At 37.9% G+C, this 26,239-nt stretch carries 25 protein-coding genes and 1 other RNA gene; 17 read left to right on the forward strand and 9 right to left on the reverse strand.

Annotated features, from left to right (window positions below; translation table 11 throughout):
- Window positions 1-64: 64 nt before the first annotated feature.
- On the reverse strand, window positions 65-1,207 hold the full coding sequence (locus tag BEN71_RS09110) for an alpha-hydroxy acid oxidase (protein WP_068974599.1): 1,143 nt from the start codon (window positions 1,205-1,207) through the stop codon (window positions 65-67).
- A gap of 376 nt (window positions 1,208-1,583) precedes the next feature.
- On the opposite strand from BEN71_RS09110, the gene lpxB reads away from it, so the two are divergent.
- On the forward strand, window positions 1,584-2,756 hold the full coding sequence (gene lpxB / locus BEN71_RS09115) for a lipid-A-disaccharide synthase (protein ID WP_068974660.1): 1,173 nt from the start codon (window positions 1,584-1,586) through the stop codon (window positions 2,754-2,756).
- A 60-nt stretch (window positions 2,757-2,816) separates the two neighbouring features.
- Here the strand turns inward: lpxB and BEN71_RS09120 are convergent, their stop codons facing one another.
- Together BEN71_RS09120 and BEN71_RS09125 are read right to left on the reverse strand one after the other, a co-directional pair.
- On the reverse strand, window positions 2,817-3,395 hold the full coding sequence (locus tag BEN71_RS09120; RefSeq protein ID WP_068974600.1) for a DUF2878 family protein: 579 nt from the start codon (window positions 3,393-3,395) through the stop codon (window positions 2,817-2,819).
- 197 nt (window positions 3,396-3,592) lie between these two features.
- Complete coding sequence (locus tag BEN71_RS09125) at window positions 3,593-4,465, reverse strand: DUF2797 domain-containing protein (RefSeq protein WP_068974601.1); 873 nt, start codon at window positions 4,463-4,465, stop codon at window positions 3,593-3,595.
- 32 nt (window positions 4,466-4,497) lie between these two features.
- On the opposite strand from BEN71_RS09125, the gene BEN71_RS09130 reads away from it, so the two are divergent.
- The 3 genes from BEN71_RS09130 to BEN71_RS09140 all read left to right on the forward strand — a co-directional run bounded on the left by BEN71_RS09130 (window position 4,498) and on the right by BEN71_RS09140 (window position 6,235).
- On the forward strand, window positions 4,498-4,968 hold the full coding sequence (locus tag BEN71_RS09130) for a DUF6231 family protein (protein ID WP_068974602.1): 471 nt from the start codon (window positions 4,498-4,500) through the stop codon (window positions 4,966-4,968).
- A gap of 125 nt (window positions 4,969-5,093) precedes the next feature.
- A complete protein-coding gene (locus BEN71_RS09135) occupies window positions 5,094-5,699 on the forward strand; it encodes a YidB family protein (RefSeq protein ID WP_068974603.1) in 606 nt (201 codons plus the stop codon).
- Between the two features lie 80 nt (window positions 5,700-5,779).
- Window positions 5,780-6,235, forward strand: a complete 456-nt coding sequence (locus tag BEN71_RS09140; RefSeq protein ID WP_152033037.1) for a hypothetical protein — start codon at window positions 5,780-5,782, stop codon at window positions 6,233-6,235.
- A 49-nt stretch (window positions 6,236-6,284) separates the two neighbouring features.
- Here BEN71_RS09140 and BEN71_RS09145 read toward each other — a convergent pair whose 3' ends face one another.
- The 3 genes from BEN71_RS09145 to glnL form a co-directional block, all read right to left on the reverse strand.
- Window positions 6,285-6,995: a hypothetical protein gene (locus BEN71_RS09145; protein WP_068974605.1), complete on the reverse strand. Its 711-nt coding sequence runs from the start codon at window positions 6,993-6,995 to the stop codon at window positions 6,285-6,287.
- A gap of 132 nt (window positions 6,996-7,127) precedes the next feature.
- Complete coding sequence (glnG, locus tag BEN71_RS09150) at window positions 7,128-8,609, reverse strand: nitrogen regulation protein NR(I) (protein ID WP_068974606.1); 1,482 nt, start codon at window positions 8,607-8,609, stop codon at window positions 7,128-7,130.
- Window positions 8,599-9,705, reverse strand: coding sequence for a nitrogen regulation protein NR(II) (gene glnL / locus BEN71_RS09155; protein ID WP_068974607.1), 1,107 nt, complete (start codon window positions 9,703-9,705; stop codon window positions 8,599-8,601). The genes glnG and glnL overlap by 11 nt, the downstream gene beginning before the upstream one ends.
- Window positions 9,706-10,067: 362 nt before the next feature.
- Between glnL and rimO the strand changes: the two genes are divergently transcribed.
- The 12 genes from rimO to lpxA all read left to right on the forward strand — a co-directional run bounded on the left by rimO (window position 10,068) and on the right by lpxA (window position 22,504).
- The gene (gene rimO, locus BEN71_RS09160; protein WP_068974608.1) at window positions 10,068-11,411 is read left to right on the forward strand and encodes a 30S ribosomal protein S12 methylthiotransferase RimO; all 1,344 of its coding nucleotides are present in this window, start codon (window positions 10,068-10,070) and stop codon (window positions 11,409-11,411) included.
- Window positions 11,412-11,498: 87 nt separating this feature from the next.
- Window positions 11,499-12,227, forward strand: coding sequence for a UMP kinase (pyrH, locus tag BEN71_RS09165; RefSeq protein ID WP_068974609.1), 729 nt, complete (start codon window positions 11,499-11,501; stop codon window positions 12,225-12,227).
- 121 nt (window positions 12,228-12,348) lie between these two features.
- Entirely contained in the window at window positions 12,349-12,903 is a 555-nt protein-coding gene (frr, locus tag BEN71_RS09170) for a ribosome recycling factor (RefSeq protein ID WP_068974610.1), read from the forward strand.
- Between the two features lie 8 nt (window positions 12,904-12,911).
- On the forward strand, window positions 12,912-13,664 hold the full coding sequence (uppS, locus tag BEN71_RS09175) for a polyprenyl diphosphate synthase (protein WP_068974611.1): 753 nt from the start codon (window positions 12,912-12,914) through the stop codon (window positions 13,662-13,664).
- Window positions 13,664-14,488, forward strand: a complete 825-nt coding sequence (locus BEN71_RS09180) for a phosphatidate cytidylyltransferase (protein ID WP_068974612.1) — start codon at window positions 13,664-13,666, stop codon at window positions 14,486-14,488. Before uppS ends, BEN71_RS09180 begins: the two co-directional genes overlap by 1 nt.
- A complete protein-coding gene (ispC, locus tag BEN71_RS09185) occupies window positions 14,489-15,685 on the forward strand; it encodes a 1-deoxy-D-xylulose-5-phosphate reductoisomerase (protein WP_068974613.1) in 1,197 nt (398 codons plus the stop codon).
- Window positions 15,686-15,687: 2 nt separating this feature from the next.
- On the forward strand, window positions 15,688-17,043 hold the full coding sequence (gene rseP, locus BEN71_RS09190) for an RIP metalloprotease RseP (protein ID WP_068974614.1): 1,356 nt from the start codon (window positions 15,688-15,690) through the stop codon (window positions 17,041-17,043).
- A 36-nt stretch (window positions 17,044-17,079) separates the two neighbouring features.
- Window positions 17,080-19,629, forward strand: a complete 2,550-nt coding sequence (gene bamA / locus BEN71_RS09195; protein WP_068974615.1) for an outer membrane protein assembly factor BamA — start codon at window positions 17,080-17,082, stop codon at window positions 19,627-19,629.
- 42 nt (window positions 19,630-19,671) lie between these two features.
- Entirely contained in the window at window positions 19,672-20,157 is a 486-nt protein-coding gene (locus BEN71_RS09200; RefSeq protein ID WP_068974616.1) for an OmpH family outer membrane protein, read from the forward strand.
- A 3-nt stretch (window positions 20,158-20,160) separates the two neighbouring features.
- Window positions 20,161-21,231: a UDP-3-O-(3-hydroxymyristoyl)glucosamine N-acyltransferase gene (lpxD, locus tag BEN71_RS09205; RefSeq protein ID WP_068974617.1), complete on the forward strand. Its 1,071-nt coding sequence runs from the start codon at window positions 20,161-20,163 to the stop codon at window positions 21,229-21,231.
- Between the two features lie 2 nt (window positions 21,232-21,233).
- Window positions 21,234-21,719 (forward strand): 3-hydroxyacyl-ACP dehydratase FabZ, encoded by a 486-nt coding sequence (gene fabZ / locus BEN71_RS09210; protein WP_068974618.1) that lies wholly within the window; start codon window positions 21,234-21,236, stop codon window positions 21,717-21,719.
- On the forward strand, window positions 21,716-22,504 hold the full coding sequence (gene lpxA, locus BEN71_RS09215; RefSeq protein ID WP_068974619.1) for an acyl-ACP--UDP-N-acetylglucosamine O-acyltransferase: 789 nt from the start codon (window positions 21,716-21,718) through the stop codon (window positions 22,502-22,504). Before fabZ ends, lpxA begins: the two co-directional genes overlap by 4 nt.
- 87 nt (window positions 22,505-22,591) lie before the next feature.
- Here the strand turns inward: lpxA and BEN71_RS09220 are convergent, their stop codons facing one another.
- On the reverse strand, window positions 22,592-23,452 hold the full coding sequence (locus BEN71_RS09220) for a YbgF trimerization domain-containing protein (RefSeq protein WP_068974620.1): 861 nt from the start codon (window positions 23,450-23,452) through the stop codon (window positions 22,592-22,594).
- A 332-nt stretch (window positions 23,453-23,784) separates the two neighbouring features.
- Here BEN71_RS09220 and ffs point away from each other — a divergent pair.
- Window positions 23,785-23,881: signal recognition particle sRNA small type (ffs, locus tag BEN71_RS09225), an RNA gene on the forward strand.
- A gap of 125 nt (window positions 23,882-24,006) precedes the next feature.
- Here the strand turns inward: ffs and BEN71_RS09230 are convergent.
- Both BEN71_RS09230 and BEN71_RS09235 read right to left on the reverse strand, forming a co-directional pair.
- Complete coding sequence (locus BEN71_RS09230) at window positions 24,007-24,693, reverse strand: regulatory protein RecX (protein WP_068974621.1); 687 nt, start codon at window positions 24,691-24,693, stop codon at window positions 24,007-24,009.
- A 97-nt stretch (window positions 24,694-24,790) separates the two neighbouring features.
- The gene (locus BEN71_RS09235; protein ID WP_068974661.1) at window positions 24,791-26,233 is read right to left on the reverse strand and encodes a class I adenylate-forming enzyme family protein; all 1,443 of its coding nucleotides are present in this window, start codon (window positions 26,231-26,233) and stop codon (window positions 24,791-24,793) included.
- Between the last annotated feature and the right edge of the window lie 6 nt (window positions 26,234-26,239).

Raw genomic sequence — 26,239 nt, forward strand, 5'->3', positions numbered from 1 at the left:
TGAATTTAGTTTAAGCAACCCATTTTTGCCTTTCAATTTTTAATACAAGCTTTATTGTCAGTCATTATCTTAAAATGCTTTTGTCAACATCTTGAATATTGACCTTGCCACAAAAGGCCATACTGAGGTCAAGTTCTTTCTTTAAAATTTCCAGAACGCGAAAAACACCTTGCTCACCATGTGCACCCAAACCATATATAAAAGCACGACCAATCAGGCAACCTTTGGCACCTAAAGCAATGGCTTTTAAAACATCTTGTCCAGTGCGAATACCACTGTCGATATAAACTTCAGTTTGCTCACCGACAGCGAGGACAATTTCTTCTAAAACGGAAATGGTTGAAGGAGCGCTGTCTAATTGACGACCACCATGATTGGACACCACAATTGCATCTGCACCTGCGTGTACAGCAGAAATTGCATCGTCAACTTCCATGATACCTTTGATAATCAGTTTGCCGCCCCATTGTTGTTTAACCCATTCCACATCTTTCCAACTGAGTTGCATGTCAAACTGTTCGGTTGTCCATGCGGACAATGAACCTGTATTGCTGATGCCTTCAACATGCCCCACGATATTGCCAAAACTGTGTCGTTTTGTACTAAGCATGCCTAAACACCAAGTGGGTTTAGTGCACATGTTAATGAGATTGCCAAGAGTTAATTTAGGTGGTGCAGATAATCCATTTTTAATATCTTTATGACGTTGCCCCATGATCTGTAAATCTGCGGTCAATACAAGCGCAGAACATTTTGCTTGTTTTGCACGCTGAATCAGTTGTTTCATAAACTCACGATCTTTCATCATGTAGAGTTGAAACCAAAATGGTTTGGTTGTCGCTGCTGCAACATCCTCGATTGAGCAGATGCTCATGGTTGACATGATGTAAGGAATACCGAACTTTTCAGCAGCTTTTGCAGCTAGGATCTCACCATCCGCATGTTGCATACCGATCAAGCCAGTCGGTGCAAGTGCAACAGGCATTGCCACCTGTTGGTCTAGCATCTTTGTTGCAACAGAGCGGTTATCCATATCGACCAAAACTTTCTGGCGGAATAAATATTTTTTAAAGTCTTCCGAATTTTGTCGCCAAGTTTGCTCAGTCCAAGAACCTGAATCACAATAATCTACAAACATTTTAGGAACGCGTCGGTGATAAATTTCCTGCATGTCTGCAACGCAGGTGATTTTTTGTAATTTATCCATAACGATTCCTTATTGGTGTAAGTGTGTTTGGGTTGAATATTGTTAAGCCAAGTCAGCGTTGAAGTTGCTCAATCGCTTGAGTTGCTAAATCATTTTAGGACGAATACGGCGATGTTGAATAAAAAATAATTGAAAAGTGTATTAAATGAAGATTATTTGTACATTTCATTGAGATGTGCATCGCAAAGGAAGCCTCAACCAAATTGGATCAAGATGACATCGTGGTGAAAGCATCGGTTAGATATTTCAATGATCTTCATGCATGTTTAAACATGCCTTTTGTATGAAAAGAAGGGCTTATTTGTTTTTAAGCATTTTTATGAAATATAAATGAGTATGATATGATGCACCTAGACTGCTAAATGGGATGAATATCTTGCAAAATCGAAAACTTAAAATTGGAATTGTGGTGGGTGAAGTATCTGGAGATACTTTAGGCGCTAAACTGATCCGTAGTTTTCGTGAACAAGGTATTGATGTTGAGTTTGAAGGCATCGGTGGCCCTCAGATGATCGCGGAAGGTTTTAATAGTTTTTATCCGATGGATATTTTATCAGTCATGGGAATTGTTGAGGTTCTTAAAGATCTCAAAAAACTATTCGCTGTGCGTGATGGTCTGGTGGAAAAATGGACTGAAAATCCTGTCGATATTTTTATTGGTATTGATGCGCCTGATTTTAATTTACGTTTATCCAAAAGTTTAAAACAGAAAAATTTGCCAATAAAAACCGTGCAATATGTGAGTCCATCCGTATGGGCATGGCGTCAGGGACGTGTTCATGGCATTAAAGCCAGTATTGATTTGGTATTGTGTTTATTCCCATTTGAAAAAGCCTTTTATAAAAAATTTGATGTTGCTGCCGCATTTGTGGGGCATCCACTTGCAAGTGCATTGCCATTACAAAATCCAATTTTAGATGCAAAACAAGAATTGGGCTTGGATCTTAGTCAAAAACATATCGCGCTTTTACCAGGTAGTCGTCGTGGTGAAATCGAGCGTTTAGGACCTCTGGTTTTGAATGCTGCACAAATTATTCACAAAAAGTATCCAGATTATCAATTTCTGATTCCTGCAATTAATGATTTACGTAAGCAGCAAATTGAAGAATTATTGAAGCAATATCCAAGTGACCTAGTGTCTAATATTCACTTGTTAGAAAATACAGATAAAGAGTCAAAAATAGGTCGCCAAGTAATGAATGCTGCCAATATTGTGGCATTGGCTTCTGGTACTGCAACGCTTGAGGCGTTATTGTTGCATCGTCCGATGGTGACGTTTTATAAGCTAAATTGGTTGACGTATGTGATTGCAAAGTTATTGGTCAAAATTCCGTATTATTCTTTACCCAATATCATTGCAGGTAAAAAGGCGATTCAAGAATTGATTCAGTCTGATGCGACACCTGAAAACCTCGCCAACGAAATTGAAAAATTAATGAATCAGGAAACAGCACAAATTCAGGTGATGCAGCTAATCACCATGCATAAGAAGCTTTTAGCGGGAAATAGTGAAGATCCTGTTCAGGCGATTTTAGGTATTTTAAATTGAATTGAATTGAATTGAATTGAATCGGGATTGAGGAAACTTGTCCTCAATCCATGTATAGATTTATTTGTTATACACAAAATATCTCATACTACTTCTCAGAGCAAAGGCGCCATGCATATATAAACCGCCTAGCCACCATGGGACATAGAAAATATCGACATGACGATACGCAACCAGTTCAAAATGTGATAATAAGCCTTCAAAGAACATTCCAGCAACAGCTAGTATTATCGCAATAATGGTTAAAAAAATTCGTTCATAACTGAAAAATAAACGGATAATAAAAGTACTGTAAAAAATGATGCTGAGCATGCTTGGATCATTGTTACCAAAGGCACTGAGTAAGTAGACCATTACAAAAAGGATTAAGCTTTCAATTAAGTGTTCTAGAGATCCTGATGTTTGACTTTCTGTAGTGGCTATTGTATTTGGTAAAGCATGAATAAGTTGTAAATAGTTGATTGCCATAGAAGCAAAAGCAAGAAAAAAACTAGGAAAGACCCACCAGGCTTGGTTGAAAAGTAAAGGATTAGGATAGCTTAATGTGTGAGTGTAAACATGATAACCATCACATATTGTCGCTGTAATAGCTGCGACTAAGCTGAGTAGGAAAATGCCTCGAATATTATAATTTTGCATCTAGTTTCCTTGATTTGTTATTTCAATTTTGAAATTTAGAATCAATTAAAGCAGATTGGTTTGAATTGACAATAAATATTGTCAATGAGAGGTGGTTAAATGATGGACGGTAATCGCAAAATAAATAGCCCCTAATTTAGGGGCTATCATAGGTGGAGCTATAATTTGAATAATATCAAACTGGCATAATACAAAGGTTATTCTGCACGAAGCTTTAGCTCATAACCTGTATATTTACGGATATTAATCACACCTGTATCCATGATCAGATATTGACCTTTAATCCCTTGTAGCTTGCCTCGAATAATCGGGGTCTTATCCAAATTATGTGATTTGATTTTTTCAGGATAAAGATCAACAGGGTAGACAAATTCACGAGGGAGTTCATTTTCTAGAATTTCAACATTTTCATTGAAATCCAAACTCATACTGAATTCATCACGAATTAATTCAATTTGTGGTTCAAACTCAGTCAATAATTCATCTCGAATGGTAATTAAATCAATTGGATCAGCCTCACCTTTCAGTAATTTACGCCAATCAGTTTTATCAGCCACTTGTGTACCGAACATGACCTCAAGTTGACCTGAAAGACGGCGTGAACCAACTTTCATGATCGGTAGAGCTTGGGTTGCGCCTTGGTCTAGCCAACGTGTCGGCATTTGCCCTAAACGTGTGATTCCTACTTTTAAGGCACTTGAATTTGCCAAATAAACAATATGTGGTTGAAAACAAACTTCTTGCGCAAAACTTTCTTCACGACATGTACCTAAATGATAATGACATGTTTCAGGTTTCATGATGCACATATCGCAAGAAGCCTTGGTTTTCATGCATTTAAAGCAGTGACCTTGTGAATAAGATTTTGGGGTTTTAGCACCACACGATACACAATAAATATTCCCAGTTGCTTCAAGTTCAATTTCTTGCCCTAAACTAAATGGAAGCTCGATTTCTGAACGATCTAAAATAAATTTATATTCAACATTTGCCTTATGTGTTTGCTGATCAGTTAAACTAAGGTCTCTAAGACCTGCATGCATTTTATGGCAAATGCCTTGTAGTTCCATGTTTAATTACTCACTCAAAAATAGGTGCAGTTATGGCTGAGCAAAATGTCATCACTTCTATGCTAGACGATTTATCGCAAGAACAGCCAATTCAAACTGCATTGTGTATTGGGCAAAATTTAGCGCAATACAATACAAATCATTCAATTCAATGGTTTCATTTTAACGCATCTGAGCTTTTAAATCTGCCTTTTACTCAGCGATATGATTTGGGATTTGTGTTATTGGATACAGATGAAATGTCAAATGTATCAGAATCACAGAAATCACAACTCCTAGTGAAACTGCGTGATTTATTTGCAAAACGAATAGTGGTGACATGCAAGCTTGATGATGAACAATTATTACGTGCATTGGGTTTTACGCAATTGATTGATAAAACTTCGCATGAAAATGATTTTGCACTCTGGCAATTTAATATTTTGACTTATAAGCATGTGCCAGATTGGTTTAATTCTAAGTTTTGGGCAAACCCTGAAAACTGGAATAAATTCCGTTGGTAATTTGATTTTCCTTGAGATAAAAATAACTTTTAACTTATTGCAAAATTTAACAATTTCAATTTGGTGAATATTCTAAAGCCAAGTATGCTGTACACGAGTCATAAAACTTAGAAAAGGGAATAACCATGACCGATTTATCGAATATTGTAGAAATTTTAGCGAAACAAGCGCTTGGCGGACAACAACAATCACAAGGCGGGCTAGGTGGTGGCTTGGGTGGTGTTCTAGGTTCAGTACTTGGTGGTTTAGGCGGTGGGCAACAACAATCCCAAGGCGGATTGGGTGGTGTGCTTGGATCGGTTCTTGGCGGATTAACGGGTGGTCAGCAACAACAAGCACCACAACAATCAAGTGGATTTAATGGTTCATCATTACTGATCGCTGTTGTACCGTTGATTCTAGGTTGGATTCAGCAGAATGGTGGTTTGCAAGGTGCCTTGGCTAAATTGCAAGGTGCGGGTCTAGGTGGTCAGGTACAAAGTTGGGTGGATCCATCACAAGGGAATGGTGGTGTTGATGTTCAACAAATTCAAGGTTTATTCGGTGGTCAGCAAGTAGAGCAAGTTGCACAGCAAGCAAATGTACCGACCAATGAGGTTTATGGTGCAATTTCGACTGTATTGCCACAAATCATCGATTCTTTGACTCCGCAGGGTGATTCAACAGACCACAATGAAGCAAATGATGATATTCAAAATGTGATGAATTTGGTTTCAGGCTTTTTAAAGTAAATTCATTGTTCTAATGAATGCGTAAAAAGCCAATTTATATTGGCTTTTTTATTACTTATTTGTTCGTTTAAGACATTGATATGAAAATAATAAAAAACATTAAGTTAATAGTGATAAAACCTGCAAATGATTATAGAGAAACCCTTTGTGAAGTTTATTTAGATGATGTTGCAACGCAGATTTATGTGCGGGGTGAGGTGTTAGAACAGGCTCTTTATGTAGCTGATAATCGTTACTTATTATTTACAACGGATAACGTGATTTTTGAAGAAAGTTTAAATATTTATCTAATTGAAATCGGGCGTGGTGTTCTGGATAAGCTATGGGTGGGTGTACCTTATGAAACTGATAGCTATTCAGGTTGTGAGATCCTAGATGAATATTCACTTCGATTTAGCTTTATTTACAAGCGAGATTGGCAATTATTAATTTATCAAAAACCTGCTTTTAGGGTTTCTTTTTATTCGTTTTTAGCATTTTTAACGACATTTCGTCTAAAGCGTTATTTAAGACTAAAGCAAATGCCAAAGTCTTAAAAAATATCATAAATCACAGTAAATATGCTTATATCATTTTGATCTTGATTTAAGGATCATCTCCAATCGCTTCACTAGATTTGACGTCGCCATTAGCTTTTGTGCGGACAAATTTGATTTGACCAAAACCTTGCGCATACCATTCATCAAGTGTTTCGTCTTCGAGCTGAGATTTAAAATGACAAGCCTGATTAAACTCTAAAGTATTGTTATTATTATCAATGAATTTTAGATCTTCGAAACCAACAAATTGAACTTCAATCGTTTTATTATTCTCAGTTTTATCATTTTCATCAGTTTGTGATTGGATGACAGCATTATAAGTCATGGGAAACTTTTGTTGAGGTTTCATGTTAGATGGAAAAGTAGGTAATGGAGCTTGGAAAGTAGTTTTTACCAGAACTTCATTCGGGTTTGAACCTAATGCAGCAATGCCGTAATCTAAATTTGCCAACATAGTACGACCAGTGAGATCATAAATATAATCTGTGCGAATACCATTTCCAGTTTTAATCACCGCAATGGCTTTCTGATTGTTAAATTCAGTCGATTCAATTTTTATATTGAAATCATCATTATTGAGTGTAAATTCAAAGCTAGGTTCTAATTGAAAGCAGTCATCCGAATTCAGCTTTTGATTTTTTTTAATGCTATTTACTTTTTGTTGTTGTTCAAGCTGTATGCTGTCATGTGGTTCATTTTTAGAACAAGCCACACTGAATATGGATAATATGCTTAATACAGCAACAGTCTTTTTCATTTTAATCCTAGATGATCAAGGTTAAATTTAACGTGGCTATTCTTTACTATGCTTAAAGAAAAAACAACCATATTCTTTGAGAATATGGTTGGAGTAAACTATTATTTTTTATAGATTTAAGTGCTTTGAATATTATTCTGTAAGAATAGACTTATCTTCTTCCTCATCGTCTTCAACAGAGTCCATACCTAACTCTTTGAGTTTGCGTGTTAAAGTATTGCGCCCCCAACCAAGTAGTTCGGCAGCATGACGTTTACGACCACGTGTTTGTTGTAAGGCAGCATTAATGAGTGTGCGCTCAAACATTGGTGTGGCAATGTCTAGGATTTTCATCTCACCATTTTTAAGCTTTTGAATCGCCCATTGTCCCAATAACTCATCCCAATGGTGTAAGGCGATACGATCCACTCCAGACTGCGCATGAACAGTAGCATCTGATTTAATTGGAATTTGTTTTAACTCAGAAGGCAAGTCTTCAGGATAAACTTCACGACCCGTGATCATGACGGTTAGCCAACGGCAAGTATTTTCTAGCTGACGCACATTACCAGGCCAAGGCAGTTTTTGAATATATTCTTGGGTTTCTGGACGTAAAATTTTAGGGCTGACACCAAGTTCTTTGCCTGCACGAGCAAGAAAGTGTTGTGCTAACATTGGTATATCTTCAGCGCGATGCGCAAGTTTTGGAATATGAATGCGAATTACGTTCAGGCGATGATATAAATCTTCACGGAAACGTCCATCATGCACCAATTTTTCCAAATCTTGATGTGTTGCAGCGACAATACGAACATCTACACGAACAGGAATATGACCACCAACACGGTAAAACTCACCATCTGCTAAAACACGAAGTAGGCGAGTTTGTGTTTCAAACGGCATATCGCCAATTTCATCAAGAAAAAGTGTTCCGCCATTGGCTTGTTCAAAACGACCTTGACGTTGTGTGTTTGCACCCGTAAAAGCCCCTTTTTCATGACCAAATAATTCAGTTTCGATCAAATCTTTTGGAATTGCCGCCATATTGAGTGCAATAAAAGGCTTGCTGCTACGTGGTGAATGGCGATGCAGGGCATGTGCAACCAGTTCCTTACCAGTACCAGATTCACCGTTAATCAATACGGTAATATGAGACTGCGATAAGCGACCAATTGCACGGAACACTTCCTGCATTGCAGGAGATTCACCGATAATTTCAGTCGATTGAATCGGTGCAGCTTTGGCAGATTCTTGTTGTTGTAACTTGTTAATATGTAAAATGGCGCGATTCACCAAAGCCAAAGCTTCATCAATATCGAATGGTTTTGGTAGGTATTCAAAAGCACCAGTTTGATAGCTTGAAACGGCTGATTCTAAATCTGAATGTGCAGTCATGATGATGACAGGTAAGTCTGGATAGTTGCTTTTGACTTTGCCTAAGAAAGTCAGTCCATCAATACCTGGCATACGAATATCAGTCAGGATCACATCTGGTGCATCATGTGGAAGTTGGTCTAAAGCAGACTGAGCTTCTTCAAAACTGGTAACATCAAAACCTTCTTCTTTAAATGTTTTTTCTAAGACCCAACGCATAGCGCGGTCATCATCAATTACCCAGATTTTATTATGCGACATGGTGAGTCTCCCAAGGTAAATATAAGCTAAATACTGTTTTTCCTGGAATTGATTGGCATTCAATCATTCCGTTATGTTGATGCATGATATTTTGTGCGATGCTTAATCCAAGACCAGTCCCTTTGGCACGACCTGTAACCAAAGGGTAGAACACGGATTCTAAAATTTCTTCAGGGACACCAGGTCCATTGTCTTGAATGTCGATACGAATCGCAGACTTATTTAAGACACCATTAATTGTGACGAGGCGTTGAATACGTGTGCGTAAGGTGAGTTCAGGTTGATGGTCTACGAAAAACTCTCGATTTTCTGTCATGGCTTGAACAGCATTCACGCTGATATTTAACATGACTTGAATCAGTTGATCACGATCAGCCTTAACATCAGGCAATGACAGATCATAATCACGGGTAATTTTAATTTTCTTTTTGGTTTGATTGACAATCAGTGAGCGCACACGTTCTAAAGGTTCGTGGACATTGACAGGTTCATAACTTGGCAGTTGTCGTGAACCGAGCATGGTGTCTGCAAGATTTCGTAAACGATCCACTTCGCTGATGATAATGTCGGTAAATTCAGCATATTGTGGATCATTTAAGCTGCGAGCAAGAAGTTGAGTTGCACCACGGATACCGCCTAAAGGATTTTTAATTTCATGTGCAACACCGCGAATCAACTGACGTGCAACTTGGTGTTGTTGAATTAAGTTTTCTTCTTTGGAAATTTTTAACATGCGATCGATTGGATTGAGTTCAATCAATAGCAGTGGGTGATAAGGTCGTCCAGTATTGAGTTGTGAAACTGAGTAATCGACATGCATATCTCTAAAGTTTACATTGATGATAGCTTCACGGCGGGTGTAGGCTTGCCCTGTTTTCATGCTATTGGTGAGTGCTTCCAAAGTATTAAAGCTATCATTGGGTGCGTGCAGTAAATTGATTACGGGTTGACCAGCAGCACGTAAGAGGCTGATATCAAACAATGCTTCACATGATGAATTTAGATAAAAAATATTTAAGTTACAATCGACCAAAAGGATTGCTGTGGTTAAATTATCCACAAGTAGTCGGTAGTCAATTATTGGGTATTGATCCATTAGCAGAACGTTCCTGTCTTAAAATAGCGCAATGGCATCTGCACCTCAATTTTCATTCCTGTATTTTGGAATGCACATTTATTCAATATCGTGCGCTTATAAAGCAAAATACACGCCAACTTTTATAAATTGCGCAATTTTCTTACACGACATATAAAAAATGCGCATAAATCGCGCTTAGTTAAAGATTTAACTTCGAGGGATATACTACGCTATGATTATAGTGTTCCAAAATGGTGCATTGTAAGAAATTAATATTCGACTTGGTTTTATTTTGGTGCAATGGATAAAGAGTACCTTTTTTACCTATTTTTATCTCTAGAAAAGTCATACAATACGCGGAATATAGTGGAGCGTAATTCATGAAGTCCCCCAAAGTCGGTTTTGTATCTTTAGGTTGTCCTAAGGCATTGGTAGATTCTGAACGAATTTTAACTCAGTTAAAGACTGAGGGTTATGATGTAGCATCGGATTATGATGGTGCTGATCTTGTCGTTGTAAATACATGTGGATTCATTGAATCTGCAGTACAGGAGTCACTCGACGCCATTGGCGAAGCAATGAGTGCAAATGGCCGTGTTATTGTGACTGGCTGTTTAGGTAAAGATGAAGATAAAATTCGCCAAATGCATCCAAATGTTTTAAAAGTAACAGGTGCAGCAGCATACCAAGAAGTGATGGAAGCGGTACATGAGTACGTTCCAGAACCACCGAAACACAATCCTTTTATTGACCTTGTTCCTGAACAAGGTATTCGTTTGACCCCAAAACATTATGCATATTTAAAAATATCAGAAGGTTGTAACCACCGTTGCACATTCTGCATTATTCCAAGCATGCGTGGTGATCTTGTTTCTCGTCCAGTAGGTTCTGTACTCAATGAAGCTCAGGCGCTAAAGAAAGCGGGCGTAAAAGAAGTTTTAGTCATTTCCCAAGATACTTCAGCTTATGGTGTAGACACCAAATATAAGTTGGATTTTTGGAATGGTCAGCCTGTAAAAACTAAATTCTATGACATGTGTGAAGCACTCGGTCAGCTTGGAATTTGGGTGCGTTTGCATTATGTCTATCCGTATCCACATGTGGATGCTGTGATTGATTTAATGGCACAAGGCAAAATTCTTCCTTATTTGGATATTCCTTTTCAACACGCCAGTCCGCGCATCTTAAAGTTGATGAAGCGACCAGCTCACAGTGAAAATACATTGGAACGTCTAAAATTATGGCGTGAAAAATGCCCAGAATTGGTCATTCGTTCAACATTTGTTGTCGGTTTTCCTGGTGAAACTGAAGAAGATTTCCAAATGTTGTTGGATTGGTTGCAAGAAGCCAAACTTGATCGTGTGGGTTGCTTTACTTATTCACCTGTAGAAGGTGCGACAGCAAACGATCTTCCAGATCATGTGCCTGAAGAGATTAAACAACAGCGCTATGAGCGGTTTATGGAAGTTCAACAAGCGATTTCAGCTGAGAAACTTCAAAGTCGAATTGGTCAAACCATGACAGTATTAGTTGATGACTTGGAGGAAGAATTCCCTGTTGCTGTAGCGCGTTCTTATGCAGATGCACCTGAAATTGATGGTAATGTCTTTGTTGAAGATATTGATAAATCAGTGATTAAAGCAGGTGATTTATTAGAAGTCGAAATTACCGATGCAGATGAATACGATTTATTTGCAAAGTTAATCAAGATCAAATCAGCTTAAATGCATTACGTTTAGATTCAAGATTGAATGATCTAAAGATAAATAAAATTTTAAATAAATTGTAGATATGAGTATTGGAGTTTTGTGATGTTAGATTCTAAAAAGCCACGTTATGAGCGCATTTTGCTGAAACTTTCAGGTGAGGCGCTTGCAGGAAATAAAGACATGGGGATTGATGCTCCAGTCTTAGATCAAATGTCATTATCAATTGCGCATTTGGTCGGTTTAGGTGTGCAAGTTGGTATCGTCGTGGGCGGTGGTAACTTATATCGTGGTAGCCAGTTGCAAAAAGATGGTCTGGTTGGTCGTGTAACAGGTGACCAAATGGGTATGTTGGCAACTGTAATGAATGGTTTGGCATTACGTGATGCATTGGTGCGTCGTAATATCAAAACACGTTTAATGTCAGCGCTTCCGATCGGTGCTGTGGTTGAATCATATTCAAGCCGTGATGCAATTCGTCATTTAACTCAAGGCGAAGTGTGTGTATTTGTAGCGGGTACAGGTAATCCATTCTTTACGACAGATACAGCTGCATGTTTACGTGGTATTGAAATCGAAGCAGACCTTATTTTAAAAGCAACTAAAGTTGATGGTGTCTACAATAAAGACCCAAGCAAATATGATGATGCTGTAAAATACGATACTTTAAGTTTCGATCAAGTTTTAGATGAGAAACTGGGTGTTATGGATTTAACTGCAATTTGCTTATGTCGTGACCACAATGTGCCATTGCAAGTTTTTGATATGAACAAGTCTGGTGCTTTGCTTTCTGTGGTTATGGGGGAAAAAGAGGGTACTCACGTTACCAATTAATCATTTGAATGAAAGTTATTTTAACTAAGATCATTTGAATTAATGACGTGGGCTATAAAGCTCTTTATACTACTGCAATTTTACGTTATACACATTTAGATAAATAAGTAAGGAAGATCATATGATTAACGATCTTAAAAAAGACGCTGAAGACCGTATGAATAAATCACTCGAGTCTTTGGATCATGGTTTTGCAAAGGTTCGTACAGGTCGTGCGCATCCATCAATCCTTAACGGTGTTATGGTTCCTTACTATGGTTCTGACGTACCATTAAACCAAGTTGCAAACGTAGGCGTTGAAGATTCACGTACTTTATTGGTTCAACCTTTTGAACGTAATATGGTGAGTGCAATTGATAAAGCCATTCGTGAGTCTGACTTAGGTTTGAACCCAATCACTGCTGATGCGATTCGTGTGCCGATGGCAGCTTTGACTGAAGAAACACGTAAAGACATGCAGAAAGTTGCACGTACTGAAGCTGAAAATGCCAAAGTTGCGATCCGTAATATTCGCCGTGATGTTTTGGGCGATATTAAGGCGTTATTGAAAGAAAAAGAAATTTCTGAAGATGATGAGCGTCGTGCAGGTGATGATATTCAAAAAATTACTGACAAATTTGTTGCTGAAGTTGAAAAACGTTTAGCTGCTAAAGAAGCTGAATTGATGAAGGTCTAAGATTTCTGATGACCACAACTGAAGACAATCATCTTCCAAAACATGTTGCCATCATTATGGATGGCAACAATCGTTTTGCAAAAAAGAAACAACTACAAAAAGGTGATGGGCACCGTGAAGGAAAAAATGTCCTTGATCCGATTGTAGAGCATTGCCGCAAAGTAGGCGTACGTGCATTAACTGTATTTGCATTTTCTAGTGAAAATTGGAATCGACCACAGTACGAAGTTGATTTGTTAATGAAATTGTTGGAAGACACGATTCATGAACAAATTCCGCGTATGGTGAAGTTTGAGATTTCATTGAGATTTATTGGTGACCGTAGTCGGCTTTCTCCAGCGCTACGTGAATTAATGTTGCATGCAGAACAAATGACTGCTAAGTTCAGTAACATGACTTTAACAATTGCGATTAGTTATGGTGGTATGTGGGATATTGCCGATACTGCTCGTCGACTTGCGCAACAAGTTAAAGATCAACATATTGATGTGAATCAAATTAATACTGAATTATTTGCACAACAAATTAGTTTAGGGGATTTGCCAGCAGTGGATCTGTTGATTCGTACAGGTGGTGATTATCGATTATCTAACTTTTTGCTCTGGCAGGCAGCTTATGCTGAATTGTATTTCACAGATACCTTATGGCCTGAGTTTACTGTTCAAGAGTTAGATCATGCGTTCAATGTTTTTTCAGGTCGTGAGCGACGTTTTGGAAAAACCTCTGAACAACTTCAACAAGAACATATAGAGAATTTATAATGTTAGAGCGGATTATAACCGCATTGGTTTTGGTGGCAGTCGTCTTGAGTTGTATGTTTGCAACAAAGTCACCATATCCAATGATCGGGTTAATGATTGTCGCAGCTGGGGCAGCTGGTTATGAGTGGTTTAAACTCATGCCACATGAGTCTGAGGGCGTAAACAAAATCAAAGCTGCCGGCTTTGGTTTGATCACGGCTTTAGTTTCAGGTTTAGCATTGTATTATAATGATTTAGCACTCATCCTCTGGAGTGCTTCTATTTTGACATGGTTGTGTAGTCTTTATTGGGTAAAACAATATCCAGAATATGATGGTTGGTACAATGCCACTTTGTATATTGTGGGCTTGGTATTAATTAGTGCTGCGATTACCGCGGTTTTATATGTATGGAATCAATCGCCTTGGTGGTTGATGTATTTGTTCCTGTTGGTCTGGGGTGCAGATAGTGGTGCATATTTTGTTGGACGTAAATTTGGCAAAAGGAAACTTGCACCTGATGTCAGCCCAAACAAATCAATTGAAGGTTTGTTTGGGGGGATTGTGACAGTTGCAATTATTATTATTGCTGTTCAAGCAAGTTATCTCCATTTAACGCTTTCACAACATATCCTTTTTCTTGTTTTATCTATTGTGACAGTGTTCAGTTCAGTACTCGGTGATTTGTTTGAATCGATGATCAAACGCCGTGCTGGAATTAAAGATTCAGGTCGTATTCTACCAGGTCATGGTGGTGTACTTGATCGTATTGATTCATTACTTGCTGCAGCTCCAATTTTTGCAGCAGGCATGTATGTTTTAAAACTTATTGGTGTAGATTTATAGATGTCACAATCTGTTTGTATATTAGGTGTAACAGGGTCTATCGGGCGCAGTACTTTAAAAATTTTAGAACAGCATCCCGATCAATATTCAGTATTTGCAGTCACTGGATATAGTCGAATAAAAGAACTCACTGAAATATGCAAACAGTATCGACCGAAATGCGTTGTTGTTCCATCACAAAAAGTGGATGAACTGCAACAATATTTTAAAGCTGAAAATATTCAAAATATCGAAATTTTAACCGATGAAGCAGGGCTCATTACAGTATCAGAACATCCTGAAGTGGATGTGGTGATGGCTGCAATCGTTGGGGCGGCAGGCTTATTGCCAACTTTGGCAGCAGTCAAAGCAGGTAAGCGTGTATTACTTGCCAATAAAGAAGCGCTGGTAATGTCTGGGGATTTGATGCTTCAAGCAGCAAAAGAGCACCAAGCGTTATTACTACCTGTCGACTCTGAACATAATGCAATTTTCCAATGTCTTCCTCAAAATTATTTACAAATCGAACGCCATGGTGAGCCTCAACTAGGGGTGAAACAGGTGTTATTGACTGCTTCTGGTGGTCCTTTTTTGAATCATCGTTTAGATGAATTAAAAAATGTAACGCCTGCACAGGCGTGTAAGCACCCAAATTGGTCAATGGGGCGTAAAATTTCAGTTGATTCTGCGACTTTAATGAATAAAGGTCTAGAATTGATCGAAGCGTGTCATTTATTTTCAATTAAAGAACAATTTGTTACAGTCGTCGTTCATCCACAAAGTATTATTCATTCAATGGTTCAATATGTGGATGGTTCAACTTTGGCTCAAATGGGTAATCCTGATATGTGTACGCCGATTGCACATGCACTTGCATGGCCAGAGCGTATTACTACACATGTGCCACCACTAGACTTATTTGTACATTCTCAGCTTGATTTTCAAGAACCCGATGTTGTGCGTTTCCCATCGCTTCGTTTAGCTCGTAATGCAATGAAAGAAGGTGGTTTAGCACCTGCAATTCTGAATGCTGCCAATGAAATGGCTGTTGCCGCATTTTTAGCAGAAAGAATTGGATTTTTAGATATTCCTGAAGTGGTTGAACATAGCTTAAATCACGTTCAAAATGGTTCAGCAGATTCGATTGACACGATTTTGCAGACAGATCAACTTGCTCGACAAGTTGCATCGCAACGTATTATCCAATTGGAAAGCTGATCATGAGTGTTCTATTTATCATTGTTGCTGCGATCTTTTTACTGGGCCCATTGATTGCAATTCATGAGTTTGGTCATTATTGGGTTGCTCGTAAACTGGGTGTCAAGGTCTTGGTTTATTCTATAGGCTTTGGACCAACATTACTAAAATGGACATCAAAGAAATCAGGTATCCAATACCAACTTTCAGCATTACCACTTGGTGGTTATGTAAAAATGTTGGATGAGCGTGAAGGCAATGTCAGTGCAGAAGATTTACCGTTTGCATTTAATCGTCAATCACCTTGGAAACGTATTGCCATTGTTGCAGCAGGACCCTTCATTAATCTCATTTTTGCGATTTTATTGTTTTGGATTTTATTTTTACCTGCGCAAGAACAGTTGAATACACGTGTTGGTGCGATTTTACCCAATACACCTGCAGCAACTGCTCAAATGCAAGTGGGTGACAAAATTGTTGCTATTGATGGCACTCAGGCAACGACTTGGGAAAAACTCAATTATGCCATTGTTGATCGTGTAGGAGAAACTGGACATATCGATGTTCAAGTGGAACGTGACGGTCAGGCAAAAAGCTTTGCATTGCCAATTCAAGCATTCTTAAAGGATCAAAGCCAATCACCTTTTGATGTTTTAGGTTTTACCCCTTATCGCCCACATATTCCTGCGACTGTGTATAAGTTGAGTGAAGATGGGGCTGCGATTCGTCAAGGTATGAAAGAAGGTGATCAAATTATTTCAATCAATCAAGTCAAAATGAAAGATTGGTTTGATGTGGTAGATGTGGTACAAAAATCACCTGAAAAGTTACTCAATGTTGATGTGTTGCGCCAAGGACAGCTTGTACATTTACAAGTCATGCCACAAGGCAAACGTGACAATATGGGGAACGTGACGGGAATGCTAGGTGTACAAGCTCAGACAAGTAAACTTTCGATTCCTGCGGAATATAAGCAAACGATTCAATATAATCCTGCTGAAGCATTTGTTGTTGCAGTTGAAAAAACTGGACAGCTTTCAGCCATGATTCTGAATTCTATTGTGAAAATGGTTCGCGGTTTGATTGGTTTGGATAACTTATCTGGTCCAATTACCATTGCTAAAGTTGCAGGTCAAAGTGCTGAAATGGGGTGGCAAACCTTTATTTCCTTTATGGCTTTGATGAGTGTAAGTTTGGGTATTTTAAATTTATTGCCAATCCCGATGTTAGATGGCGGTCATTTGGTTTATTACATAATAGAAGCAATTCGTGGTAAGCCTGTTTCTGAACAAATACAATTGGTTGGACTAAAAATTGGTATGGTATTGCTCGGAAGCATGATGCTTCTTGCGATATTTAATGATTTTATGCGTTTATAACGTAATAGCGGATTAACTTACTGGAAAATAATAGGCATGCAGCACTCACATTTATTTATGCCATTGGCGCTCGTTAGTGCTATGGCGGCTGTACAGCAAGTACAAGCGGCAGATGAGTTCATTGCTCGTGATATACGTGTCGATGGCTTGGTTCGTTTAACGCAACAAAATGTTCTTGCACTTTTACCAATAAATAGTGGTGACCGTGTCAATGATGCTGCGATTGCGGATTCAATTCGCGCATTGTATGCCTCTAATTTATTTGATGATATTCAAGCATCTAACCAAGATGGAGTTTTGGTTTTTAAGGTAATTGAGCGTCCAGTCATTTCAAAAATTAATTTCAAAGGCAATAAGCTGATTCCAAAAGAAGCTTTGGAAGATGGTTTAAAGAAAATGGGATTGGCTGAGGGTGAAGTTCTCAAAAAATCTTCATTGCAAACGCTAGAGACCGAGCTTGAGCAACAATATGCTCAACAAGGTCGTTACGATGCAAATATTAAAGTAGACCAAGTTGCACAGCCGAATAACCGTGTAGAGTTAAATGTTAACTTTAATGAAGGTAAGTCTGCGAAAGTATTTGATATTAACGTAATTGGTAATACTGTTTTTTCTGATGATGACATTAAACAGGCTTTTGCTGTTAAAGAAAGTGGTTGGTTGTCTGTACTTTCACGTAATGACCGTTATGCACGTGAAAAGATGTCTGCAAGTTTAGAATCATTACGCGCATTGTATCTGAATAAAGGTTATATCAACTTTGATGTGAATAGCTCAAATCTAAATTTGAGTGAAGATAAAAAGCATATCTTTATTGAAGTTTCCGTAAATGAAGGTGAGCAATTTAAATTTGGCGAGTCGAAATTCCTTGGTGATGCACTATATAAACCAGATGAATTAAAAGCACTGCAAATTTATAAAGATGGTTCAACCTATTCTCAAGAAAAAGTGAATGCCGTTAAGCAATTACTTTTACGTAAATACGGTAATGCGGGCTATTACTACGCTGAAGTGAATGTTGTTCCTGAAATTAATAATGAAACACATATTGTGGATCTTAATTATTATATCAATCCGGGTCAGCAAGTAACTGTACGTCGTATTAACTTTAAAGGTAATACAAAGACTGCTGATGAGGTTTTACGTCGTGAAATGCGTCAAATGGAAGGCGCATTGGCAAGTAATGAAAAGATTGATTTGTCAAAAGTGCGTTTAGAGCGTACAGGTTTCTTTAGTAAAGTTGATATTAAACCTACGCGTGTTCCAAATACACCAGATCAAATGGATTTGGATATCACTGTAGAAGAGCAACATTCAGGTACCAGTACTTTGGCTGTGGGTTATTCGCAAAGTGGTGGTATTACATTCCAAGCTGGTTTGAGTCAAACTAACTTTATGGGAACAGGCAATCGTGTTGCGATCGATTTATCACGTTCTGAAACTCAAGATTATTATAACTTAAGTGTGACTGACCCGTACTTCACTATTGATGGTGTAAGTCGTGGTTATAATATGTACTACCGTAAAACTAAGCTAAATGATGACTATAACGTCAATAACTATGTAACAGATAGTATTGGTGGTGGGATTACTTTTGGTTATCCAATCGATGAAAATCAAAACATTAGTGCGGGTTTAAATATTGATCAAACTAAAGTAACGACGGGTGCTTATGTATCAACTTATGTTCGCGATTATTTATTAGCGAATGGCGGTAAATCAACTCATACTAGTTCATATTGTCCGACAGATGATAAAGGTCAAAGTCAATTAGAGGAGATTACTGAGAAAGATCCAACAACTGGTAAAGATGTCGTTACGGGAACAAAGTGTAAAGTTCCTGAAGAGACTTATAAGGATGCCTTTGAAGGTAAATATCTTACTTATAATTTAAATCTAGGCTGGTCATATAATACCTTGAACCGTCCGATGTTCCCAACTAAGGGGACTTCACATCGTGTTAATGCCGAGATTGCGTTACCTGGCAGTGATGTTGAATATCAAAAAGTCACTTATGATGCGCAAACATACTTCCCATTGGGGCATGATTTTGTTTGGCGTGGTTATGGAAAGTTAGGTTATGGTAATGATTTGCCATTCTATAAAAACTTTTATGCGGGTGGTTTTGGATCTGTACGTGGTTATGACAACAGTACCTTGGGTCCGCGTTACCCAGGTGTGACCTATAATGAGCGTAAAACTAAAGATTATGATCCAGAAGAAGTGGGTGGTAATGCGCTGATTCAATTTGGTACTGAATTAGCCTTACCTGTTCCATTCAAAGGGGATTGGGCACGTCAAATTCGTCCTGTGATTTTTGCAGAAGGTGCTCAAGTTTTTGATACGAACTGTAGTACAGCGACTGGTGATCTTTATTTAGATGGTTCTAAAACCCCAACGGATGCTAAACAGTACTGTAAAGACAATTACGACTTTGATTTCAACAATATGCGCTATAGTGTCGGTGTAGGTTTTACATGGATTACGATGATTGGTCCACTTTCACTCAGTTATGCATATCCATTGAATGATAAGCAAGGTGATGAAACCAAAAACATCCAATTCGAGATTGGTCGTACTTTCTAAGTGCGATCTCTTATTTATAGTGAATATGAACAAGGAAAATGTATGAAAACAATGAAAATGGCAGTTTTAGGCTTGGGTCTAGGTTTTGCAGGTTTGGTTCAAGCTGCAGGTTTTGGTGTGGTTGACTTAGAGAAAGTGGTTGAAAGTAGTACTTACTTAAAACAGCAAAATGCGAGCTTAGAACAGTCTGTTAAACCTCAAACGACTAAGCTTGAACAAATCACCAAAGATATTGAAGCTTTAAAACAAAAGGCTCAAGCTCAAGGTGCGAATGTGCAGCAAATCAATGCACAATACCAAGCAAAAGTGAATGAGTTTCAAACCATTCAACAAGGCGTGCAAACTAAAGTACAAACTACAATTCAAAACACCAATGCAACTTTTGAGACGCGTGTGAAGCAAGCTGCTGAACAATTACGCCAAGAAGCAGGTTTAGACTTTGTTTTGAATAAAAATTCAGCACTTGCTTATGACGCAAAGAATGATTTAACTGCTAAAATGATCCAAAAGGTTAATGCAATTAAATAATCAATGAGATCACATCGTTATAAACTCGATGAATTAGCTCAACTTGTTCAAGGTGAGTTAATTGGTCAATCTGATCTTGTTCTAAATGGTCTTGCCAGTTTAGAACAAGCTCAGCCAAATCATATCGCTTTTGTAAATGGCGATAAATATTTAAATGAAGCTTTAAACTCGAAAGCAGGGGCATTAATTGTCACCGCGGAGTTGAAAGATCAGTTGACAATACATCATAATTTTATCGTCGTTGCTAATCCATATCTTGCTTTCGCAATTTTAACCCATGTATTTGAAACTAAAGTTTTAAAACGTGGTATTGAAAGTACTGCGCAAATCTCCCCATCTGCGATTATTGCTGATGATGCTTATATCGGTCATTATGTCGTGATTGGTGATGATTGCGTAGTTGGGGCAAATACCATTATTCAATCCAATACACGTATAGATGATGGTGTTGAAATTGGTAAAGATTGCTTTATTGATTCGCAAGTCACGATTACGGGTCAAACGAAAATTGCTGATCGTGTACGCATTCACTCAAATACTGCGATTGGTGGCGAAGGTTTTGGTTTTGCACCTTACCAAGGGAAGTGGAATCGTATTGCGCAATTAGGTTCTGTCCGAATCGGAAATGATGTCCGAATCGGCTCAAATTGTAGTATTGATCGCGGTGCTTTAGATGACACAATTCTGCATGATGGTGTAATTATTGATAACCTTGTGCAAATCGCACATAACGTACAGATTGGTGAGAATACAGCTATTGCTGCGAAGTGTGGTATCGCAGGAAGTACGACGATTGGCAAAAACTGTATTCTTGCGGGTGCTGTAGGTGTGGTTGGTCACATTAATATCACAGATAATGTAACAATTACTGGAATGTCAATGGTGACAAAAAATATTTCTGAGGCTGGTTCTTATTCATCTGGAACAGGGCAATTTGAAACAAACCATTGGAAAAGAACAGTTGTTCGTCTGAGACAATTAGCAGATGTGCCATTGACCAAATTGGTGAAACAAATAGATCATATGCAGGCTCAATTAGAGTCCATTGAATCAACTTTAAAGTCGCGTAAATAATTATGACTGAATCTAAATCTTTACCTTTTACGGTTCCTGAATTACCCATGCAAACTCAAACGATTCGTGAGTATCTTCCGCATCGTTATCCGTTTTTGCTCGTTGACCGTGTAACAGAAGTTTCAGAAAACGGGATTGTAGGTTACAAGAACGTTTCAATTAATGAAGAGTTTATGCAAGGTCATTTTCCTGGTTATCCTATTATGCCAGGTGTTTTGATTGTGGAAGCAATGGCGCAAATTTCAGGTGTACTCGGTTTTATCATGAATAATGAAAAACCAAGACCTGGTTCTTTATTCTTATTTGCTGGCGCAGAAAAAATTCGATTTAAAAAACAAGTCGTACCGGGTGATCAACTCGTGTTAAAATCTGAATTACTTATGCAAAAACGTGGCATTTACAAATATTTATGTACTGCCAGTGTTGACGGCGTGGTAGCAGCAACCGCTGAAATTATCATTTCTCATCAGAAATTAGAGCAGGCATGAGCAGTAACGAATTAATACACCCAACAGCGATTATTGACTCTTCTGCGGTAATCGCACCCGATGTCCAAATAGGACCTTATTGCATTATTGGTCCTCAAGTGACGATTGATGCTGGCACTAAACTCCATTCGCATGTTGTGATTGGTGGTTTTACTCGAATTGGAAAAAATAATGAAATTTTCCAGTTTGCCAGTGTGGGTGAAGTTTGCCAAGATTTAAAATATCAAGGTGAAGAAACTTGGTTGGAAATCGGCGATAACAATAAAATTCGTGAACATTGCAGTTTACATCGTGGCACGGTGCAGGATAAAGGAATTACTAAGCTAGGTAGTAATAACCTATTGATGGTCAATACCCATGTTGCGCATGATTGTATTATTGGAAACAATAATATATTTGCAAATAATGTCGGTATTGCGGGTCATGTCCACATTGGTGATTTTGTTATTGTTGGTGGAAATTCTGGTATTCATCAATTCTGTAAGATTGACTCTTATAGCATGATTGGTGGAGCTTCATTGATTCTTAAAGACGTTCCTGCGTATGTGATGGTATCAGGTAATCCTGCACATGCCTTTGGTATGAATGTTGAAGGAATGCGTCGTAAAGGTTGGTCTAAGAATGTGATTCAAGGCTTAAGAGAGTCATTTAAACTGATCTATAAAGAAGGTTTAACGACTGAGCAAGCCATTGAGCGTATTCGCCAAGATATTTTACCTGAGGTTGAAGAAGCACAATTGCTGATTGATTCTGTATTAGAATCTAAACGTGGTATTGTTCGTTAAGCTTATTGATTTCTATATTGTTTTTATAAAAAAAGCCTCATTGATTGAGGCATTTTTTATGGCAATTCATAATGGGTTGCACGTCAATTAACTCTTTTTAAAATAACCTGCTTCTTCAGATTTCGGATAGGTATTTAAAAGTTTGGTTTTATAGACATTCGCTGCTTGGGTGTTTTTATTGACATCTTTGGCAATGCTATAAAGCTGATATAAAGCGCGTGAAGCTTTGGAAGAGTTTGGGAACTTTGACGCAACTGTTTCATAATTTTTCTTTGCTTCATTATAGTTCGCAGGTTCAATCGCGAGATTGAATTCTGCTAACCAAAAATGCGCATTGCCTGTATAGATGCTGTTTGGGTAGTTTTTAATAAAATTTTGCATTGGTGCAATGGCTTGTTTAGCACCACCTTTTTTATACGCATCTAATGCAATGGTATAAGCTGCTTTTTCAAGAGCGATTGGATCACTGGTATTGGTGTTGTTTTCGGCTGTAGCTGTCGTATTTTGCTTCTGTGTGGTTGTATTGTTGATAGGCTTTGCGGGTACGACAGCAGCTGTATTGTTATCTGCCGAGGTAGCATTTGCTGATGAGGTGTTTTCAGCTGGGGCTTCAGTTTGCTCTGTATTTTCAGGTTCTAGTTTTTGGTTTAATAATTCAAGGCGTTGATCTAAGTCGGTGTAGCGATTAGTAAGTTCTTTTGTGAGTTGGTCTATTGCATGATCTTGCTCTTCGATCTTGCCACGCAATTCACGGATTTGATTTTCTAGTTGTTGGTTTTTTTGCATCAGATCCCAGTTCATATTACCCGCAATTGGTGAGGCTGAATTTGTAATATTATTGGCTGATGTCGAGCTATCACTTAGACCACGAGATTCTATTGGAATTGCATATAAGGTTGCAGAGCTGAGTAGTGCAATAGAAAATAGGGCATGCTTTTTTAGCATCATTTTAAATCCATTAAAGTCAAAATTTTTCAAATCGTAGAATTACGTATTGAAAATCAATAATTGCTCTCATTAAAAACGGCTAGGGAATGAATTGCAAGACGCATTTACAATCTTGAGATAATTTTCATCCAATTATGAAGATTTCTGTAAATTATTTGCTGATAGCCAATTCATTTATATCGTTATAATAGTTTGGAATTGTATGTTTAAAAGCCATTTATAAGTATTTTGATTGTGAAATAAGCAAACGAATGAATAACTTGTGAAAAAGACAATGTTTGGCTTGAAAGAAAATAAAAAATCTCTATACTCTGTTCTTGCAATGGTAGCCCTGCTGGTGGCTTCGCAATTGTACTCTGAAAACCCCGCCAGGACCGGAAGGTAGCAACGGTATCAGAATTACGATGTGCCGAGGTTTTGCTAGTAGGGTTGCCACCAGTTTTAAAAATTACAATATAGTGTTATATTCTTTGTTTTATTTCAATATTCTCTAATTCATTTCTATTTAAACGATCTCTAAAAATTTAATTTTAAATTATCCATCAAACTTTTGATCATTCATCTATCTTCTTCGAAATTGCTTTCATGATCGCATCCATTTCAAAACCACGATATTGTAAAAAGCGAATCTGTTTGGCTTTGATTTTGGGATCTTTGCTGACGTCAGTACCATATTTTTTAACTTTGAGTTGGTAGGCCTGCTCATACCAATCGATTTCTGCAATATCTTCACGTACAAGTTCTTTATCTAAATGTTTGGCACGCAGTGCCAGTTTGATCCGATTTGGTCCTTTGCCTTTACGCACTTGGCTTCGTACGGTCATTTCAGCGACACGTTGGTCGCTTTGGTAATGATTTGCAGAAAGTTCTTCAACTAAAGTCAGGACTTCATCGCGATCTTGCGCCCAAGTCGCTAATTTCTCGATTAAATCTGCTTTTGAGTATTCTTTACGTGCAAGTACTGCAAATGCATAAGAACGTAAGCGCGTACCTGTCAGCCCTTTAGGTTTAGGCGCAAGATCTTGTTCAGCATTAAATGCATTTTCATCTTGAGCATTAAAATCATTTTCAAAGCGTTGTTCTATATTTAGTTGAGCGCTTTGTTCTGCACCGTTTTCTATGTTGTGATTAAGTTTTGGATTCACGTATTTAGAATGACGATCTGATTCAGTAGAGGATTCGCCAAATTGCTGTTTTAATTTTTCATAATCTAACATTTTGGGAAATTTAGCTTGGCTCATAATCACTTAACATGGTGCATGGATTGGTAAAGTAGTTTTTTAGTTTAGCCTGAATCTATCTATTTAACAGTGTAAATGCTGTACGGATGAGCATTATTTATTGGATTGGTTTGCCAATACTATCGGTTGCAATATTTTCAATGACTTGAATGGTTTTAGGTCTTAAATATCGCGGTGCATGATCACTGATCCAATCATGTAATTCTGCAATTTCTATTGGTGATTTACAGATAATATTGACAGCCAAACATTGCCCAAGTTCGTGATCAGAAATAGCATAAGCTTGGGCATATTGAATGGCTGAATGTTGATAGAGAATATTTTCTAAATCAATCGGGTAAACATTAATTCCACCACAAATCAGCATGTCATCTTGACGACCTTTTAAATAGAAATAACCGTGCTGATCGTACATGGCTAAATCACCACAATGCATCCATCGATTAGGTTGAATTGACCATGCGCATTTTGTCCAAAGCGTTCCAATTTGCTCAGGTGCTAAAATATTTCCATCATGATCCGTAATTTTGACTTTGACACCTTTGATGGCTTTGCCGATACTGTCGGGATGACTTTTTAGATCATCAGGTGTTGCGAAAAGATTAATCCCAGTTTCTGAACTGCCGTAGAGATTAAATAGCTGAATATTAGAATATTCTTTCACGAGTTGTAGGATGAGATGACGACTCAATGGCGCACTGCCTGAAATGATATATTTGACAGGTTTTAAATGTGCATTAGACGCCAGTAGGCGATATAAAATCGTGGGAACTAAATTCAAACTGTCGATTTGATGTTGTTCAATCAGTTGGCTTGCCGTTTTAGCATTGAAACGTTGCTGTAAAATGACCGTTTTATTAAAGCTGAAAGCCATTAAGCTTGCGGTCAAACCTGCTGCATGGCAAATCGGTGTCATAACAAATATTTTCTGAATTTTAAGAAACTTTAATTTTCTCAAGAGTAAGTCTAATAAAGGCAAACTTTGTAATGGATTGGACTTGCGGGTAGCAACTTTAGGCACGCCTGTAGAGCCTGAAGAGCAGACACTTATTTTTGCAAAATAGCGGCTTTTAATCTTGCTGATGGATGTGTCAATATTTTCAAGTTTTGAGGGGATGGTAGTATAGAGTTGCACATTGAGTCGGTCTATATCTTCCTTATTTCCGATCAAATACAGTTGTTTCTGTTCAATCAGTGTTTGCAGTTTATCTGCAACTAAATTTGGATTGAGAATAATAATGTCTTTACCTAAGCGACTGAGTGCAAATAAAGACGCAAGTCCATCTAAGTCTTGCTGTAGCAATAGTCCAATTTGTTGTGGGAGCAATTGACTATTTTCTGGTGAATTCCAGAGATGAATCAGTTGATCGGTTCTTTGTTTGAGTGCGCTATAAGGAATGCTTTGATCATCAATAATAAAAGCAATCTTATCTTTCTGAATCCGTGTCAATGCATCTAAAAGGCTATATAAATTAATACCATGCTTGATACAACTCAGACATAGACTGAGCAGCCATTTAATCCAGAATATCCATTTCATTGACAT

Source organism: Acinetobacter wuhouensis (assembly GCF_001696605.3).
Lineage (GTDB): Bacteria > Pseudomonadota > Gammaproteobacteria > Pseudomonadales > Moraxellaceae > Acinetobacter > Acinetobacter wuhouensis.

Coding starts and splice junctions, on each gene's coding strand:
- BEN71_RS09235 (WP_068974661.1), bottom strand. CDS start 26,233: ATGAAATGGATATTCTGGATTAAATGGCTGCTCAGTCTATGTCTGAGT.
- fabZ (WP_068974618.1), top strand. CDS start 21,234: ATGACTGAATCTAAATCTTTACCTTTTACGGTTCCTGAATTACCCATG.
- glnG (WP_068974606.1), bottom strand. CDS start 8,609: ATGTCGCATAATAAAATCTGGGTAATTGATGATGACCGCGCTATGCGT.
- BEN71_RS09140 (WP_152033037.1), top strand. CDS start 5,780: ATGAAAATAATAAAAAACATTAAGTTAATAGTGATAAAACCTGCAAAT.
- rseP (WP_068974614.1), top strand. CDS start 15,688: ATGAGTGTTCTATTTATCATTGTTGCTGCGATCTTTTTACTGGGCCCA.
- BEN71_RS09145 (WP_068974605.1), bottom strand. CDS start 6,995: ATGAAAAAGACTGTTGCTGTATTAAGCATATTATCCATATTCAGTGTG.
- BEN71_RS09125 (WP_068974601.1), bottom strand. CDS start 4,465: ATGGAACTACAAGGCATTTGCCATAAAATGCATGCAGGTCTTAGAGAC.
- ispC (WP_068974613.1), top strand. CDS start 14,489: ATGTCACAATCTGTTTGTATATTAGGTGTAACAGGGTCTATCGGGCGC.
- lpxD (WP_068974617.1), top strand. CDS start 20,161: ATGAGATCACATCGTTATAAACTCGATGAATTAGCTCAACTTGTTCAA.
- rimO (WP_068974608.1), top strand. CDS start 10,068: ATGAAGTCCCCCAAAGTCGGTTTTGTATCTTTAGGTTGTCCTAAGGCA.
- BEN71_RS09135 (WP_068974603.1), top strand. CDS start 5,094: ATGACCGATTTATCGAATATTGTAGAAATTTTAGCGAAACAAGCGCTT.
- BEN71_RS09120 (WP_068974600.1), bottom strand. CDS start 3,395: ATGCAAAATTATAATATTCGAGGCATTTTCCTACTCAGCTTAGTCGCA.
- uppS (WP_068974611.1), top strand. CDS start 12,912: ATGACCACAACTGAAGACAATCATCTTCCAAAACATGTTGCCATCATT.
- BEN71_RS09110 (WP_068974599.1), bottom strand. CDS start 1,207: ATGGATAAATTACAAAAAATCACCTGCGTTGCAGACATGCAGGAAATT.
- bamA (WP_068974615.1), top strand. CDS start 17,080: ATGCAGCACTCACATTTATTTATGCCATTGGCGCTCGTTAGTGCTATG.
- BEN71_RS09180 (WP_068974612.1), top strand. CDS start 13,664: ATGTTAGAGCGGATTATAACCGCATTGGTTTTGGTGGCAGTCGTCTTG.
- BEN71_RS09200 (WP_068974616.1), top strand. CDS start 19,672: ATGAAAACAATGAAAATGGCAGTTTTAGGCTTGGGTCTAGGTTTTGCA.
- pyrH (WP_068974609.1), top strand. CDS start 11,499: ATGTTAGATTCTAAAAAGCCACGTTATGAGCGCATTTTGCTGAAACTT.
- BEN71_RS09220 (WP_068974620.1), bottom strand. CDS start 23,452: ATGATGCTAAAAAAGCATGCCCTATTTTCTATTGCACTACTCAGCTCT.
- lpxA (WP_068974619.1), top strand. CDS start 21,716: ATGAGCAGTAACGAATTAATACACCCAACAGCGATTATTGACTCTTCT.
- BEN71_RS09230 (WP_068974621.1), bottom strand. CDS start 24,693: ATGAGCCAAGCTAAATTTCCCAAAATGTTAGATTATGAAAAATTAAAA.
- frr (WP_068974610.1), top strand. CDS start 12,349: ATGATTAACGATCTTAAAAAAGACGCTGAAGACCGTATGAATAAATCA.
- glnL (WP_068974607.1), bottom strand. CDS start 9,705: ATGGATCAATACCCAATAATTGACTACCGACTACTTGTGGATAATTTA.
- BEN71_RS09130 (WP_068974602.1), top strand. CDS start 4,498: ATGGCTGAGCAAAATGTCATCACTTCTATGCTAGACGATTTATCGCAA.